At 69.5% G+C, this 15,023-nt stretch carries 13 protein-coding genes; 3 read left to right on the forward strand and 10 right to left on the reverse strand.

Going from position 1 to position 15,023, the window contains the following annotated elements; all coding sequences use genetic code 11:
• Nucleotides 1–56: 56 nt before the first annotated feature.
• The 7 genes from ABEA33_RS16195 to ABEA33_RS16225 form a co-directional block, all read right to left on the reverse strand.
• The gene (locus tag ABEA33_RS16195) at nucleotides 57–1,019 is read right to left on the reverse strand and encodes an alpha/beta hydrolase (protein ID WP_345527864.1); all 963 of its coding nucleotides are present in this window, start codon (nucleotides 1,017–1,019) and stop codon (nucleotides 57–59) included.
• Nucleotides 1,016–1,717 carry a glycerophosphodiester phosphodiesterase gene (locus tag ABEA33_RS16200; protein ID WP_345527865.1) on the reverse strand — a complete coding sequence of 234 codons (702 nt, stop codon included), beginning with the start codon at nucleotides 1,715–1,717 and terminating at the stop codon, nucleotides 1,016–1,018. Before ABEA33_RS16200 ends, ABEA33_RS16195 begins: the two co-directional genes overlap by 4 nt.
• On the reverse strand, nucleotides 1,714–2,427 hold the full coding sequence (locus tag ABEA33_RS16205; RefSeq protein ID WP_345527866.1) for a gamma-glutamyl-gamma-aminobutyrate hydrolase family protein: 714 nt from the start codon (nucleotides 2,425–2,427) through the stop codon (nucleotides 1,714–1,716). Before ABEA33_RS16205 ends, ABEA33_RS16200 begins: the two co-directional genes overlap by 4 nt.
• A gap of 1 nt (nucleotide 2,428) precedes the next feature.
• Entirely contained in the window at nucleotides 2,429–3,208 is a 780-nt protein-coding gene (locus tag ABEA33_RS16210; RefSeq protein ID WP_345527867.1) for a 3-oxoacyl-ACP reductase, read from the reverse strand.
• 81 nt (nucleotides 3,209–3,289) lie between these two features.
• A complete protein-coding gene (locus ABEA33_RS16215; protein ID WP_345527868.1) occupies nucleotides 3,290–4,648 on the reverse strand; it encodes an aldehyde dehydrogenase family protein in 1,359 nt (452 codons plus the stop codon).
• On the reverse strand, nucleotides 4,648–6,018 hold the full coding sequence (locus ABEA33_RS16220) for a glutamine synthetase family protein (RefSeq protein WP_345527869.1): 1,371 nt from the start codon (nucleotides 6,016–6,018) through the stop codon (nucleotides 4,648–4,650). Before ABEA33_RS16220 ends, ABEA33_RS16215 begins: the two co-directional genes overlap by 1 nt.
• A 30-nt stretch (nucleotides 6,019–6,048) precedes the next feature.
• Nucleotides 6,049–6,795 carry a FadR/GntR family transcriptional regulator gene (locus ABEA33_RS16225; protein ID WP_345527870.1) on the reverse strand — a complete coding sequence of 249 codons (747 nt, stop codon included), beginning with the start codon at nucleotides 6,793–6,795 and terminating at the stop codon, nucleotides 6,049–6,051.
• Nucleotides 6,796–6,944: 149 nt separating this feature from the next.
• Here ABEA33_RS16225 and ABEA33_RS16230 point away from each other — a divergent pair, with 149 nt between their 5' ends.
• Genes ABEA33_RS16230 through ABEA33_RS16240 form a run of 3 tightly spaced genes read left to right on the forward strand, consistent with a single transcriptional unit; the run spans nucleotide 6,945 to nucleotide 11,921 of the window.
• On the forward strand, nucleotides 6,945–8,567 hold the full coding sequence (locus ABEA33_RS16230; protein ID WP_345527871.1) for an amino acid permease: 1,623 nt from the start codon (nucleotides 6,945–6,947) through the stop codon (nucleotides 8,565–8,567).
• 1 nt (nucleotide 8,568) lies between these two features.
• Nucleotides 8,569–9,510 (forward strand): LPS biosynthesis choline kinase, encoded by a 942-nt coding sequence (locus ABEA33_RS16235; RefSeq protein WP_345527872.1) that lies wholly within the window; start codon nucleotides 8,569–8,571, stop codon nucleotides 9,508–9,510.
• Entirely contained in the window at nucleotides 9,507–11,921 is a 2,415-nt protein-coding gene (locus ABEA33_RS16240) for a GcvT family protein (protein ID WP_345527873.1), read from the forward strand. Before ABEA33_RS16235 ends, ABEA33_RS16240 begins: the two co-directional genes overlap by 4 nt.
• 67 nt (nucleotides 11,922–11,988) lie before the next feature.
• Here the strand turns inward: ABEA33_RS16240 and ABEA33_RS16245 are convergent, their stop codons facing one another.
• From ABEA33_RS16245 to ABEA33_RS16255, 3 genes are all read right to left on the reverse strand, one after another.
• Nucleotides 11,989–12,768 (reverse strand): amino acid ABC transporter ATP-binding protein, encoded by a 780-nt coding sequence (locus ABEA33_RS16245; protein WP_345527874.1) that lies wholly within the window; start codon nucleotides 12,766–12,768, stop codon nucleotides 11,989–11,991.
• Nucleotides 12,765–14,237 carry an ABC transporter substrate-binding protein/permease gene (locus ABEA33_RS16250; protein ID WP_345527875.1) on the reverse strand — a complete coding sequence of 491 codons (1,473 nt, stop codon included), beginning with the start codon at nucleotides 14,235–14,237 and terminating at the stop codon, nucleotides 12,765–12,767. Before ABEA33_RS16250 ends, ABEA33_RS16245 begins: the two co-directional genes overlap by 4 nt.
• Before the next feature lie 117 nt (nucleotides 14,238–14,354).
• Nucleotides 14,355–15,005, reverse strand: a complete 651-nt coding sequence (locus ABEA33_RS16255) for a DUF2238 domain-containing protein (RefSeq protein ID WP_345527876.1) — start codon at nucleotides 15,003–15,005, stop codon at nucleotides 14,355–14,357.
• Nucleotides 15,006–15,023 lie beyond the last annotated feature (18 nt).

Raw genomic sequence — 15,023 nt, forward strand, 5'->3', positions numbered from 1 at the left:
GTTCATAGAGGCCATAACACCGCGTTACAGGGGCGACGTCACTCGGATGCCACCACTCAGTCGACGTACGCCGACGCCCACCGGTCGATCTCGGCGTACGCCGCGGCGCGCGGCTCGGGCAGCGACAGCACGACGTCGTGGCGGGCGCCCTCGATCGCGATGTAGGTGACGTGGCGGCCGATGGCGGTCGCCCACCTCCGGATCTGCGGGACCTCGAGCACGATGTCGAAGTTGTGCACGTCGTCGCCCATCTCCTTGGGCCACCGGGTGCCGCCCGACGAGAGGACGAGGACGGGGCAGTCGACCTCGAGACCGGCCTGCAGCTCGGCGTGACCGCGCCGGATCGCGCTCAGCCACCCGAAGGACACGGGGAACGAGTCGAGCGGCTTCCAGTCGGTGTTGAACGGCCATTCGCCGGCGTGGTCGACGTGCAGGCTGCGCCCGTAGTAGCCGCCCACGGTGCGGGGGATGAGCCGGGTGGGCTGGCGTGCGCCGACCTGCTTGACCACCGAGGTGCCGAGCCCCTGCATCAGCTTGCCGCCCTGCATGTCGAGCCAGGGGGAGTTGAGGACCATGCCGGCGATCGCCGGCTGCCGCTCGTTGGCCCACAGCGACGCGATCAGGCCGCCGGTGGAGTGGGCGGTGAGCACGATGTGGTCGTGGCCGTCACGCTCGGCGATCCGGTGGAAGGCGGCGTCCAGCTCGCCGAAGTGCTGCCGGAGGTCGGTGACGTAGTTGGGTGTCTGGTGCGGCCGCAGCGATCGGCCGTACTTGCGCAGGTCGAGGGCGTAGAAGTCGTAGCCGCGCTTGGTCCACCACTCGGCGTACGCCGTCTGGAAGAAGTAGTCGCAGAACCCGTGGAGGTAGAGCACCGCGCGGCCCGTGGGCTCGGCGGCGCGGCGTACGACGAGCGTCGCGACGACGGGGCCTTCCTCGTCGGGCGGCAGCGTGATGGTCTCGGCCAGGTAGGGCTCACCCAGGACATCGGGAACGAGCTCGTCGAAGACTCCGGTCGTCATGGCCAAATTCTGTCAGGTCGCCGTAGGCGCAGGGCGACCTCGGGGTTGTTGGTGGTCACCAGCCAGGCCCGGCCGGACCGGGTCCAGTAGCGCAGCGACGGCTCGGTGTCGACGGTCCAGACGAGGAGCGGCAGGCCACGCTTCCGGGCGAACCGAGCCACCGCGAAGCGCGCGAGGGTGTGGTGGGCGACCACGACGTTGGCCCTGGAGTGCCGGTAGCGGACGTGTGGCCAGACCTCCGATGCCCGGACCTTGAGCTGCCTCCAGACCGGGAAGCCCTTGACCCCGCGGCCCAGCGAGAGACCCACGAGGAGTGCCGGTGCGTGCACGTCCGACCACGCCCGTACCGCGGCGACCGAGCGGTCGTCGAGGGTCGTGACGACGAGACGATCGGTGCCGAGCCGGCGCACCGCCTCGGCGGTCGCCTCGACCACGCCGTCGTCGGTGAACTTCAGGTCCAGGTGCACCCGGCTCCGTCCGGCCAGCAGCTCCAGCGCCTCGTCGTACGGCACGGCGTCCGGCGGGGCGATGTCGACCGGGTCGTGGAGCAGCACCAGGGAGCCGTCGGCGCAGCGCTGCACGTCGAACTCGATGTAGTCGACGCCGAGCTGGATCGCATGCTCGAGGGCGTCTCGGGTCAGGCACCGGTGGGCGCTGATCAGGACGGGGTCGGGGCGACGGCGGGGGGACAGCCTCATCGAGTCCCAGCGTAGGCGGCGGCAGCCCGGACCAGCCCAGCGAGGAGGCCGACATCGGCGGCCGTCTCCGGATGCCACTGCACGCCGACGCAGAAACGGTCGCCGGACGACTCGATCGCTTCGAGCGTCCCGTCGGCGGCGCGCGCGACCGCGTCGTACCCGGGGTGGGTGCGGACCGACTGGTGGTGGTGGCAGTTGACCGTCAGCCGGTCGCCGACGAGGCTCGCGACCCGAGTCTCAGCGAGCGTCACGACCTCGGTCTCGCCGAACGCGTCGCCGCCGGGAGAGTGCCGCTCGTGGTGCACGAGGTCGGGGACGTGCTGGTCGAGCACCCCGCCCGCGTGGACGGCCATCACCTGCATGCCGCGGCAGACCCCGAGGACGGGCAGGCTGGCCGCCTCGGCGGCGTCCAGCAGGGCGACCTCCCACGCGTCGCGGTCCGGGCGCCAGGCAGCCGTGCGGGGGTGTGGCGCGTCTGCGTAGCGGGTCGGGTCGACGTCGGCTCCGCCGCTGATCACCAGCCCGTCGAGCCGGGCGACCACGGCGTCGGCCGCGCCCGTCTGGCCCACCGGCGGCAGCAGCAGGGGTACGCCGCCGGTCGCCTCGACCGCGTCGGCGTACTGCGTCGGCAGCAGGTCGGCACGCTGCTGCCACACCCCCCACGCCGCGTCCTCGCGGTAGGTGGTCAGTCCGATGATCGGCGCGCCCATGTCAGAGGGGGGTGACGTAGGCCCCGGAGATGCCGCCGTCGACGAGGAACGTGTTGGCGGTCATGAACGAGGAGTCGTCGGACGCCAGGAAGAGCACGGCGGACGCCATCTCCTCCGGCTCGCCGAAGCGACCCATCGGCACGTGCACGAGACGGCGCGCGGCGCGCTCCTCGTCCTTCGCGAACAGCTCCTGCAGCAGGGGAGTGTTGACCGGCCCGGGGCAGAGCGCGTTGACCCGCACGCCCTGACGCGCGAACTGCACCCCGAGCTCGCGCGACATCGACAGCACACCGCCCTTGGAGGCCGAGTAGGAGATCTGGGACGTCGCGGCTCCCATCACAGCCACGAACGACGCGGTGTTGATGATCGAGCCCTTGCCCTGCTCGATCATGTAAGGGAGCGCGGCCTTGCAGCACAAGTAGACGCTGGTCAGGTTGACCTCCTGTACCTTGCGCCAGGCGTCGAGGTCGGTGTCGAGGATCGAGTCGTCCTCCGGCGGGCTGATCCCGGCGTTGTTGAACGCGATGTCGACCGAGCCGTACGTGTCCTTCGCCGTCTTGAACAGCGCGTCGACCTGGTCCTTGTCGGTGACGTCGACGTGGACGTACGTCGCCACGTCGGCGCCCCCGAGGTCGGCCACGATCTCGGCGCCGCGCTCGTCGTTGAGATCACCGATCACGACCTTCGCGCCCTCCGCGACGAACCGCTGGACTGTTGCGAGGCCGATGCCCGAGCAGCCGCCGGTGACGACCGCGACCCGGTCCTGGATGCGTCCTGCCATGTGGGGGTGCTGCCTCTCTGGTGTCGGGTCGTCCGCTTCACAAGCACCTATGGCTAGCGGAGAGGCGGACGACCCGGTTGGTCAATGGGCGATGAAGACGTTCTTCTCCTCGGTGAACGCCATGGGGGCGTCCGGGCCGAGCTCCCGGCCGAGGCCGGACTGTTTGTAGCCACCGAACGGCGTCCAGTAGCGCACCGACGAGTGCGAGTTGACGCTGAGGTTGCCGGCCTCGACACCTCGGGCGACCCGCAGGCCGCGGCCGAGGTCGTTGGTGAAGATCGAGCCGGAGAGGCCGTACTCGGTGTCGTTGGCCTTCGCGACGGCGTCCGCCTCGTCGTCGAACGGCATCACCGCGACGACCGGGCCGAAGACCTCCTCGCGCCAGATCCGGGTCGCCGGGTCCTCGACGGTCACCACTGACGGCGGCACCCAGAACCCGTCTCCACCCGGCGTCGTGCCGGCGAAGGCCACGTCGACCTCGTCGAGGTAGCCACGCACGGCCGAGCGCTGTTGTGCGGAGATGAGCGGGCCCATCTCGCTGGACTCGTCGCTGGGGTCGAGCACGCGCATGCCGAGCACAGCCGGCTCCAGGTGCGAGAGGAACTCGTCGTACGCCGAGCGCTCGACCAGGATCCGGGAGCGGGCGCAGCAGTCCTGACCGGCGTTGTCGAAGACGGCGTACGGCGCGCTCGCGGCCGCGGCGGCGATGTCGGCGTCGGCGAAGACGATGTTGGCGCTCTTGCCACCGAGCTCGAGGGTCACCCGCTTCACCTGGTCGGCACACCCGCGCATGATCTGCTTGCCGACCGCGGTCGAGCCGGTGAAGCACACCTTGCGGACGAGTTCGTGGGTCACGAATCGCTCGCCGACGACCGACCCCTTGCCCGGGATCACGGTGAGCACGTCGGCCGGCAGACCGGCCTCGAGGGCGAGCTCACCGAGCCGGACCGCGGTCAGCGGCGTGAGCTCCGCCGGCTTGAGCACGACCGTGTTGCCGGCAGCCAGCGCGGGAGCGAAACCCCAGCCCGCAATGGGCATCGGGAAGTTCCAGGGCACGATGATCCCGACGACGCCGAGCGGCTCGTGGATGGTGACGTCGATGCCGCCGGCCACCGGGATCTGGCGTCCGAAGAGTCGCTCGGGCGAGCCTGCGTAGTAGTTGAGGCAGTCGCGTACGTTGCCGGCCTCCCAGCGCGCATTGCCCCAGGTGTGGCCGGCGTTGCGGACCTCGAGCTCAGCGAGCTCGTCGATGTGCGCGTCCACTACGGCCGCGAACCGGCGCAGCACTGCGGCACGTTCGCCCGGCGGCACCGCCTTCCACGCAGGGAAGGCCGCGTGGGCCCGCTCGATCGCGGCGTCGGCGTCCGCCGGCGAGGCCAGGGGTACGTCGACGACCGGCGCCGCGGTTGCCGGGTTGATGACGGTGTAGACGTCGCTCACTACAGCCTCTCGAATCCGCGGAAGAGCTCCCAGTCGGTGACGGCAGCGTTGAAGGCCGCCAACTCGACGGCGGCCATGTTGGCGTAGTGGTCGACGACGTCGTCCCCCAGGGTCGCCCGGGCGATCTCGGAGGTGGTGAACGCCTCCCGGGCGGCGGCGAGCGTCGCCGGCACCTTGGGGCGGTCCGAGGTGTACGCGTTGCCGACCAGCTCGTCCTCGAGCTCCAGCTCGTGCTCGATGCCGTAGAGGCCGCCGGCGAGCATCGCGGCCAGGGCAAGGTAGGGGTTGGTGTCCGCGCCCGGGACCCGGTTCTCCATCCGGGCACCGGCGCCGTGCCCGACGAGGCGTACGGCGCACGTCCGGTTGTCGAGCCCCCACGCGATCGTCGTCGGCGCGAAGGAGCCGTCGGCGAACCGCTTGTAGGAGTTGATGTTGGGCGCGAAGAGCAGGGTGAAGTCGGCGATCGTGGCCAGCACCCCGGCGATGAAGTGATCGTAGAGCGGTGTCCGGCCGTCGTCCTTCCAGAAGACCAGCTCGCCGTCCTCACCGCGCAGCGACAGGTGGATGTGGCACGAGCTGCCCTCACGCTGGTCGTACTTCGCCATGAACGTGATCGCCTTGCCCTGCTGGGATGCGATCTCCTTCGCGACCGTCTTGTAGACGACATGGTTGTCGGCCGTGGTGAGCGCGTCGGCGTACAGGAACCCGATCTCGTGCTGGCCGAGGTTGCACTCGCCCTTGGCGCCCTCGACGTCCAGGCCGGCGTCGTACATGGTGTTGCGGATCGCTCGCAGCAGCGGCTCGACGCGCGTGGTGCCGAGGATCGAGTAGTCGACGTTGTACTGGTTCACCGGCGTCAGGTCGTGGTAGCGGGCGTCGTGCGCGGCCTCGTACGTCGTGTCGAACGCGATGAACTCCAGCTCGGTGCCGGCCAGGGCGACCCAACCCCGCTCGGCGCACTTGTCGAGCTGTTTCTGCAGGATCGCCCGGGGCGACTGCACCACAGGCGAGTGCTGACCTGATTCATCGGGAGGCCAGACCAGGTCGCACTGCACCATCGCGGTCGACGGCAGGTGGGTGAGGAGACGGATCGTGCGGTCGTCGAGCACGAACTCCATGTCGCCGTACCCCTTCTCCCACGAGGAGATGGCGTAGCCGCCGACGGTGTTCATGTCGACGTCGACGGCGAGCAGGTAGTTGCAGCCCTCGGTCCCGTGCCGCACGACGACGTCGGCGAAGTAGCGTCCGTGCAGCCGCTTGCCCTGGAGCCGGCCTTGCATGTCGGTGAAGGCGACGACGACCGTGTCGATCTCGCCCTCCTGGATCCGGGCGAGGAGCTGCTCCATCGACAGATGGCGGCTGTTGCGCACGCGGTCTTCCTTTCCCTCAGGTCCTCGGGTCTAGCCCACGAGCCCGCGCAACAACGCGGCCGTGTCGTCGCAGTGCTCTTCCATCACCTTGCGCGCGCGCTCCGCGTCGCCGGTGACGATCGCCTTCACGAGCGCGGCGTGCTGGCGGTCGGAGTGCCCGATGTTGGCCTCGAGCACCGGGATCGCCAGGAGCATCTCGTGCAGCGTCGACTGCACCGAGGTCACCGCCTCGATCACGCGCGGGGAGTCGGCGAGGGATGCGACCGTGAGGTGGAAGCGGGAGTCCGCCTGCCGGTGGGCCGCGGGCCGCTTCGCGACGGCCACGTCCGCGTGCGCGCGCTCGAGCTCGGCGCGTCGGTCTGCGGAGAGCTCGGCGCGGGCGGCGAGCCACGCGGCACCGGGCTCGACGATGCGCCGGTAGTCGAGAGCGTCGAGCCAGTCCCGACGCTGGGTCTGGTCCAGCCGGGCCGCCGCACGCGCACTGGGCGACTTGGCCTTGAGCGTGACGACCGTGCCGCCGCCGCGGCCGCGCCTGGTCTCGACCAGTCCAGCCTCGCGCAGGGCGGCCATCGCCTCGCGCAGGGTGGCCCGTGAGACCTGGAGCCGCGCGGCCAGGTCACGCTCGGCTGGCAGCGTGGTGCCGAGCGGGTAGACGCCCAGACGGATCGCCGTCCCGAGCTGCTCCACGCAGGCCTCGAAGGCGTGGTGACCGCGTACCGGCCGGAGCACCGCCTGGGGGAGCGGGTGCTCCGCCGACGGGTGGGGGGACGCGGTCATGGGCTCAATCCTTGGAGGCTGGGAACGCGAGTGTCAATGACGTCAATGGTCTGAGTTCATACCAATTTAGCCGTTGGGTATGGACACCCTGATCGGCGCGGGTCTAGCGTCCGGTTCACATTCGCACGAACTCCCCGGAGGGCTGTCCCATGCCTGAAGCACACGAGCCGGTGCCGGCTCATCCCGTACCGGAGCTCAGTGACGACGAGAAGCACCTGGCCAAGCTCGGGTACTCGCAGGACCTCAACCGCTCCTGGTCGGGCTTCTCGAACTTCGCGATCTCCTTCTCGATCATCTCGATCCTCGCCGGCTGCTTCACCAACTTCGGCGCCGGCTTCAACAACGGCGGACCGATCTCGATCTCGTGGTCCTGGCCGATCCTCGGCGTCTTCATCCTGATCATCGGGTTCACCATGTCCGAGCTCGTCTCGGCGTACCCGACCTCGGGCGGCATCTACTGGTGGGCGTCGAAGCTCGGTGGTCCAGCTGCTGGGTTCTTCACCGGATGGCTGAACCTGATCGGCCTGGTGGCCGTCACCGCAGGTGTCTCCTACGGCTGCGCGACGTTCATCGACCTCACGATCAGCACCTGGTCGGAGTCGTACGCCGCTGACTACTCGCTGACCCGAGTCTTCCTGATCTTCGTGGTCGTGCTCGCCCTGGCATCAGTGCTGAACATCTTCAGCAGCCACCTGATGGCGATCATGAACAACGTGTCGGTGTGGTGGCACGTCGCCGGGGCCTCGGTCATCGTCCTGATCCTGATCCTCGTGCCCGACCAGCACCAGAGCTTCAGCTACGTGTTCACGGAGCGGTTCAACAACTCGGGGTACGGCGACGGCAGCACCAGCACACTGATGTTCTGGTTCGCGATCGTGCCGTTCGGCTTCCTGCTGACCCAGTACACGATCACCGGCTTCGACGCCTGTGCGCACCTCTCCGAGGAGACCAACGCGGCCTCGATGGGGGCTGCCAAGGGCATCTGGCGCTCCATCTTCTACTCCGTGATCGGTGGCTACATCCTGCTGCTCTGCGTGGTGTTCGCGATCCCTGACGCCGCGGATGGGTCGCCCGACAACGTCGGGGTCGGCGGCGGCGGCGTGGCCTACATCTTCGTGAACTCGCTGGGCACCAACTGGGCGACGTTCGTGCTGTTCATCTCGGCGTCGGCGCAGTTCTTCTGCGCTACGTCGTGCATGACCTCGGCGTCGCGGATGACGTTCGCGTTCAGCCGGGACGGTGCGATCCCCGGCTCGGCGATCTTCCAGAAGCTGACCTCGTCGCGGGTGCCGGCCAACGCGGTCGTCTTCGTCGGGGTCTGCGCCGCCATAGTCACGCTGCCGGCGCTGATCGAGGTCAACATCGGGACGCCCGAGGAACCGTTGATCATCCCGGTGGCCTTCTACGCCGTCACCTCGATCGCAGTGATCGGGCTCTACCTGGCGTTCGCGATCCCGATCTTCCTGCGCTGGCGGATGGGCGACGCGTTCGAGGAGGGCGCGTGGACCAACGGCAAGAAGTACAAGTGGATGAATCCGATCGCGGTGCTCGAGATCCTGATCGTGTCGCTGTACCTGATGTTGCCGTCCTTGCCGGGCGGCAATCCCTTCAGCGAGGCGGACTTCTCGTGGAAGTTCGTGAACTACGCGCCCATCGTCACCCTCGGCACCCTGCTGCTGCTGACGATCTGGTGGCAGACCTCGGCGAAGCACTGGTTCAAGGGTCCGAAGCACACGATCGACGAGGCGGTCGTGAAGGCCTTCGACAACTGAGTTGACCGACATCGAACCTGCACTGGACCGCCTCGCCTGCCTGGCGGGGCGGTCCAGGCGCGTCCAGAAGCTCCCCGGAGGGCTGACCAACACCAACCTGCATGTGCAGACCGACGACGGCGTCGATGTCGTGGTGCGCTGGTCGCACGGCGACGCCGAGCTGCTCGGGATCGACCGGGACGCCGAGGCCTTCAACACCAGGGCTGCGGCGGAGGCGGGTGTCGGAGCCGACGTGGTCGAGTACCGACCCGATCTGTCGATGCTGGTGATCGCCTTCCTGCCAGGCCGGTCGCTGGACAACGCGGACTTCGCCGACCCCGGGGTGCTGGCGCGCGCCGCCTCGGCGACCCGCGCGCTGCACTCCGGGCCGCGCTTCCAAGGGGACTTCGACATGTTCGTCCGTCAGGCGGCGTACCTCACGACGGTGCGTGAACGCGGCTACGGCCTCCCGCCGGGATACTTGGACCACGCCGACGCGTGGGACGCCGTACGCCGGGCTCTCGCCGTACGGGCCGCTCCGACCGCGCCGTGCAACAACGACCTGCTCGCCGCGAACTTCGTCGACGACGGTGCGCGGTGCCGGCTGATCGACTACGAGTACTCCGGCAACAACGACGTCTGCTTCGAGCTCGGCAACACCGCGACCGAGTGTGACTTCACGCCCGAGCTGGTCGAGGCGTACGCCGAGGCGTACTTCGGCACCTTGACCCGGTCCGACCTCGCCCGAGTGCGACTGCAGATGCTGGTCAGTGAGTACGGCTGGTCCCTGTGGGGCTTCATCCAGGCCGCGGCCAGCCCGATCGACTACGACTTCATCGGGTGGGGCACGGAGCGGTTCGAGAAGTCCGTCGCGACCTTCCGGGGACAGGACTTCACGCGGTTGCTGGAGGAGGTGGCGGGTGGTGGCCTCGAAACCACCTCGACGCAGGACGGCCGATCGTGACCGAGCTCCCCGCCCGCGCGCAGGTCGTCATCGTCGGCGGCGGCGTCATCGGCGCCTCCGTGGCCTACCACCTGACCAAGCTCGGCTGGACCGACGTGCTGCTGCTCGAGCAGGGCACGCTGTCGTGCGGCACCACCTGGCACGCGGCCGGCCTGGTCGGTCCGCTGCGGGCATCGGAGAGCGGGACCCGGTTGGTGCAGTACTCCGCCGACCTCTACCAGTCGCTCGAGGCCGAGACGGGGCTCGCCACCGGCTACCGCAACGTCGGCGGGGTCATCGTCGCGCGGACCGAGGACCGGATGGTGCAGCTGCGTCGTACGGCGGCCAGTGCGACGGCGTACGACATGGACTGTGAGCTGGTCTCGCCGGACCGGGCGCACGAGCTGTGGCCGGCGATGCGGGTCGACGACCTGCTCGGCGCGATCTGGCTGCCCGGCGACGGCAAGGTCAACCCGTCCGACGTGACCCAGTCATTGGCCAAGGGCGCCAGGATGCACGGCGCCCGGATCACCGAACGCGTGCGGGTCACCGACTTCACCGTCGAGGACGGACCGGCTGGTCGCCGGGTCACCGGGGTGGTCACGGACCGAGGGACGGTCGAGGCCGAGGTCGTCGTCAACTGCGCCGGCCAGTGGGCCAAGGCTCTCGGTGACCTGGTCGGCGTACCGGTGCCGCTGCACTCCGCCGAGCACTTCTACGTCGTGACCGAGGCGATCGACGGCGTGCACCCTGACCTGCCGATCATGCGCGACCCGGATGGCTGGACGTACTTCAAGGAGGAGACCGGCGGCCTGGTCGTCGGCGGGTTCGAGCCCGAGGCGAAGCCCTGGCGCTCGCCCGACGACCTGCCCTACCCGTTCGAGTTCCAGCTGCTGCCGGAGGACTGGGAGCACTTCTCGGTGCTGATGGACCAGGCGCTGCTGCGGATCCCGGCGCTCGAGGAGACCGGGATCCGGAAGTTCTACAACGGGCCGGAGTCGTTCACGCCCGACAACCAGTTCCTGCTGGGCGAGGCGCCGGGGCTGCGCGGCTTCTTCGTCGGCGCCGGCTTCAACTCGGTCGGCATCGCGTCCGCCGGCGGTGCCGGTCGCGCGCTGGCCGAGTGGATCGTGGCGGGCGAGCCGCAGGACGACCTGGTCGCGGTCGACGTACGCCGGTTCGCGCCGCTGCACGCGGACAACGGGTGGCTGAGATCCCGGGTCGCCGAAGTCCTCGGGCTGCACTACGCGGTGCCGTGGCCCAACCGCGAGCTCGAGTCAGCGCGCCCGCAACGTGTGTCGCCCGTGCACGACCGGGTCGCAGCGGCCGGGGCGCTCTTCGGGACTCGGATGGGCTGGGAGCGGCCGAACGTCTTCGGCCCAGCCGGCGCGAGCCTCGACTACGCCTGGCGCAAGCCGGACTGGCTGGCATGGTCGGCGGCCGAGCAGCGCGCGTGCCGCGGTGACGTGGCCGTCTTCGACCAGACGTCGTTCTCGAAGCACGTCGTGGCCGGGCCGGATGCGCTCGCCGGGCTGCAGTGGATCTGCGCCGCCGACGTCGACGTCCCGGTCGGCCACTGCGTCTACACGCCGTTCCTCAACGCCCGCGGCACCTACGAGGCGGACCTCACCGTCACCCGCACCGGCACTCACGCGTTCCTGCTCGTCTCGAGCTCGGCGACGACGGTGCGCGACCTGGACTGGCTGGCCCGGCACGGCGTACCTGCTCGCGACGCCACCGAGGAGTACGCCGTGCTCGGGGTCATGGGTCCGCGTTCGCGAGCGCTGCTGACCGGTCTGTCCGAGGATGACTGGTCCGAGGAGGGGTTCCCGTTCGCGACCAGCCGCGAGGTCCTGGTCGCCGGTGTCTCGCTCCGGGCCACCCGGATGACCTACGTCGGCGAAGTCGGTTGGGAGCTGATGGTGCCCGTGGCGGACGCCGGTGCCGTGTACGACGCGATCGTCGCCGGCGGTGCGACCAACGCCGGCTACTACGCGATCGAGTCGCTGCGGCTGGAGAAGGGCTACCGCGCCTTCGGCCGCGAGCTCACGCCCGACTACGGACCGGTGGAGGCCGGTTTGGTCTTCGCAACCGCGCTCAAGGGTGGGAAGGACTTCCTCGGCCGCGCCGCGCTGGAGGCGCATCGGACGGCCCTCGCCGGTGGCGGCCCTCGCCGACGGCTGGTGTCCCTGGTCGTGGAGTCACCCGCCCCGATGCTCTGGGGCGGCGAGCTGCTGCTCCGCGACGGCGCTCCGGTGGGCCAGGTCACCAGCGCGGCCTGGGGCGAGACCGTCGGCTCCTGCGTCGGCCTCGGCTACCTGCGCCACGACGGCCCGGTCACGTCGGACTGGCTTGCCGCCGGTGGCTTCGAGGTGGACGTCGCGGGGGAGCGGTACGCCGTACGCGCGTCGTTGAGGGCTCCCCTGTCCTGACGGACGCGGGGCGTCATACCAATCGTGGGTCAGGGGCCACGATTTGGATGACGTCCCGCGCGCTTGCTCAACCAGCGTCGAGCACGCGCGACAGGAAGCGCTGAGTGCGCTCCTCGCGTGGATCGGTCAGCACCTCGGCGCCGCCACGCTCGGCGACGACTCCGCCGTCGAGGAAGAGCACCTGGTCGGCGACATCGCGCGCGAAGCGCACCTCGTGGGTGACGATGACCAGGGTCCAGTTCTCGGCGGCGAGGTCGCGGATCACCGCGAGCACCTCGCCGACGAGCTCGGGGTCGAGGGCCGAGGTCGGCTCGTCGAGAAGCAGCACCTCGGGCTTGAGCGCCAGCGCGCGGGCGATCCCGACCCGCTGCTGCTGCCCACCGGAGAGCTGTGAGGGGTAGGCGTCCTCGCGACCGGCCAGGCCGACCTGTTCGAGCAGCTGGCGTGCGGCGGCCGCTGCTTCGTCGCGGTCGCGGCCCTGCACCTGGACCGGTCCCTCGATCAGGTTGCCGAGGACGGTCTTGTGCGGGAAGAGATTGTGGGACTGGAAGACCATGCCGCTGCGGGCACGCAGGGCCTTCACCGCCCGGCGGTACGCCGACTTGTCCGTCGGGGGCGACCCGAAGTCGAGGCTGGCATCGCTGATCCGCACGAGCCCGGAATCCGGGGTCTCCAGGACGTTCAGGGAGCGCAGCACGGTGGTCTTGCCGGAACCCGACGGACCGAGCAGGACCGAGACGGTGCCCGACTCCGCGCTGAAGTCGACCCCCTTCAGGACCTGCTGGTCACCGAAGGACTTCTCCAGCCCGCGCACCTCGATCAGGTCGGTCAGGTGTGAGGTGCTCATGCGACGTACCTCCCCAGTCGACGTTCCAGCGGTCCCTGCACCACCGAGACCAGGTAGCAGACCACCCAGAAGTAGAGCGCGGCCATGGCGTAGAGCGGGAGGTACTCGGTGGTCGCCGCTGCCGTCACCTGCGCCTCCCGGAAGAGCTCGGGCACCAGGACGAGCGAGGCGAGCGCGGTGTCCTTGATCAGCGAGAGCAGGGTGTTGGAGAGAGGCGGTACGGCGATGCGCGCGGCCTGGGGCAGCACGATCCGTCGCATCGACTGCCAGTAGTCCATGCCGACGACCGTGGCCGCCTCGTACTGCCCGCGCGGCACCGAGAGGATCGACGCGCGCACGACCTCCGCGGCGTACCCGCCCACGTTGAGGCTCAGCGCCACGATGGCCGCGGGGTAGGGGTCGAGGTCGATGCCGATCTGCGGGAGGCCGTAGAAGACGATGAACAGCTGGACCAGCAACGGGGTGCCACGAATGACCGAGATGTACGCGCGAGCGATCCAGTCGAGGATCCGGCTCGACGACAGCCGGGCGAGCGCCGCACCGACGGCCAGCACCATGCCGATGACGAAGCTGGCCAGCGTGAGCGGGATGTTGCCCTTGATCAGGCCCACGAACATCGGCCACGCGGTGTCCTTGACCACCTCCCAGGTCGTGCGCGAGTCCGAGGCCTCGACGTCGACGTCCTCGGACCCGCTCTGCACGGTCACGTCGGCGCCGAAGTAGCCGTCGGAGATCTTCGCGAGGGTGCCGTCGTCGGTGAGCGCCTTCATGGCGTCGTTCGCCTGTTGTTGGAGGTCCGCGTCCGACTTCCGGAAGGTCAGCGCCTGCTCGAGGATCTCGTCACCGGCGTCACCCGCGATCTTCACCTCGTCGGTGCCCGAGGTGGCGAGGTAGTCGAGGACCGCGATGTTGTCGTTGACGATCGCGTCGACCCGGCCCTGGATCAGCAGCTCGACGCCAGGACCGAAGTCCTGGACGTACTGCACCTTCGCGCCCGCGTCCTTGGCGACCTGCGCCCAGTTGCTGCTGGCGGTCTGCGCTGTCGTCCGTCCCTTGAGGTCATCGAGCGTCGTGATGTCGTCGTTGTCGACTGCGGTGACGATGACGCCGTGGGAGTAGGTGTACGGCGTGCTGAACAGGTAGCGCGCCTTGCGCTCGGGGTTGATCGCCACCTGGTTGGCGATGACGTCGATGCGGTCGGAGTCGAGCGCGGGGAACAGGGAGTCGAAGGGCGCCTCGACGAACTTCAGGTCCCACCCCGCCTCCTCGGCGACCGCCTTCACCACGTCGATGTCGAAGCCGGTCAGCTCGTTGGTGTCCTGGTCTCGGTAGCTGAAGGGCGGGTAGACGCCCTCGGTACCGACCCGAACGACCGGCCTGTCGCCTTCGTCAGCGGACGCCGACCCCGCGAAACCCAGGAGCGCGGCCGAGATCACGGCGAGCAGGAGCAACGGCCGGGTCAGGCGCACCTGCCTCCCGTACCCGCACCGCCCCGCACTCAACCCTTCAACGTCCAGTGACTAAGAGTGGTTTCGAGCGGACGGTGCGAGGAGCACTAGTGACGAGCCTCGCCACCACCATCCGGCTCAGCGACCAGCGTGGCTGGCGGACTCGGCAGGGTCCTCCAGCGAGTGGCCCTGCTTCCGCTCGCGGCGGTGGAGCACGGTCTGCACCAGGAGCCCGGCGAGCAGCGCACCGAGCGTCCCGAGCGTCTCGTCACCCAGGGTGTCCTCATACGCCGTGTCGATCTCGGTGCCGTGCCGGATGAACGTGTACCACTCGCCGAGCTCCCAGCCGATCGCCAGGATGGCGCCGAGCCCGGCGATCAGCAGCACGCGGGCCCACCCGGGCCGCACCGGCCCGCCGATGAGCAGGCCGATGCCGGTCAGCAGGAAGCACCAGTTCGCGAAGTGGTTCAGGTCGTCCCACCAGACCAGCGAGTCGTAGAGGTCGAGGCTGTTGCCGGTGACGTCGACCAGGAAGCCCAGCATGATCAGCGAGAAGGCGCCGTACGGCGGGGGCTCGTCGGGGCGACGCCGCTTCACGACGAGCCACCACAGCGCCGGGATCAGCAGCATCATCAGTGGATAGGCGATGAGTCGCGCCCCGAACGCCTTGTCGGCGAACCGGTCGATGCCGGGCGCCCACTCGGCAATGGCGAGCTGGCTGACGGTCAGGACGAGGATCAGAGCGGGGACCCAGACGGGGCAGCCGCGTGGGGCTCGGGGCAGGGGCACGCGAGGATGGTGGCAGGA

Source organism: Nocardioides endophyticus (assembly GCF_039543845.1).
Classification (GTDB): Bacteria; Actinomycetota; Actinomycetes; order Propionibacteriales; family Nocardioidaceae; genus Nocardioides; species Nocardioides endophyticus.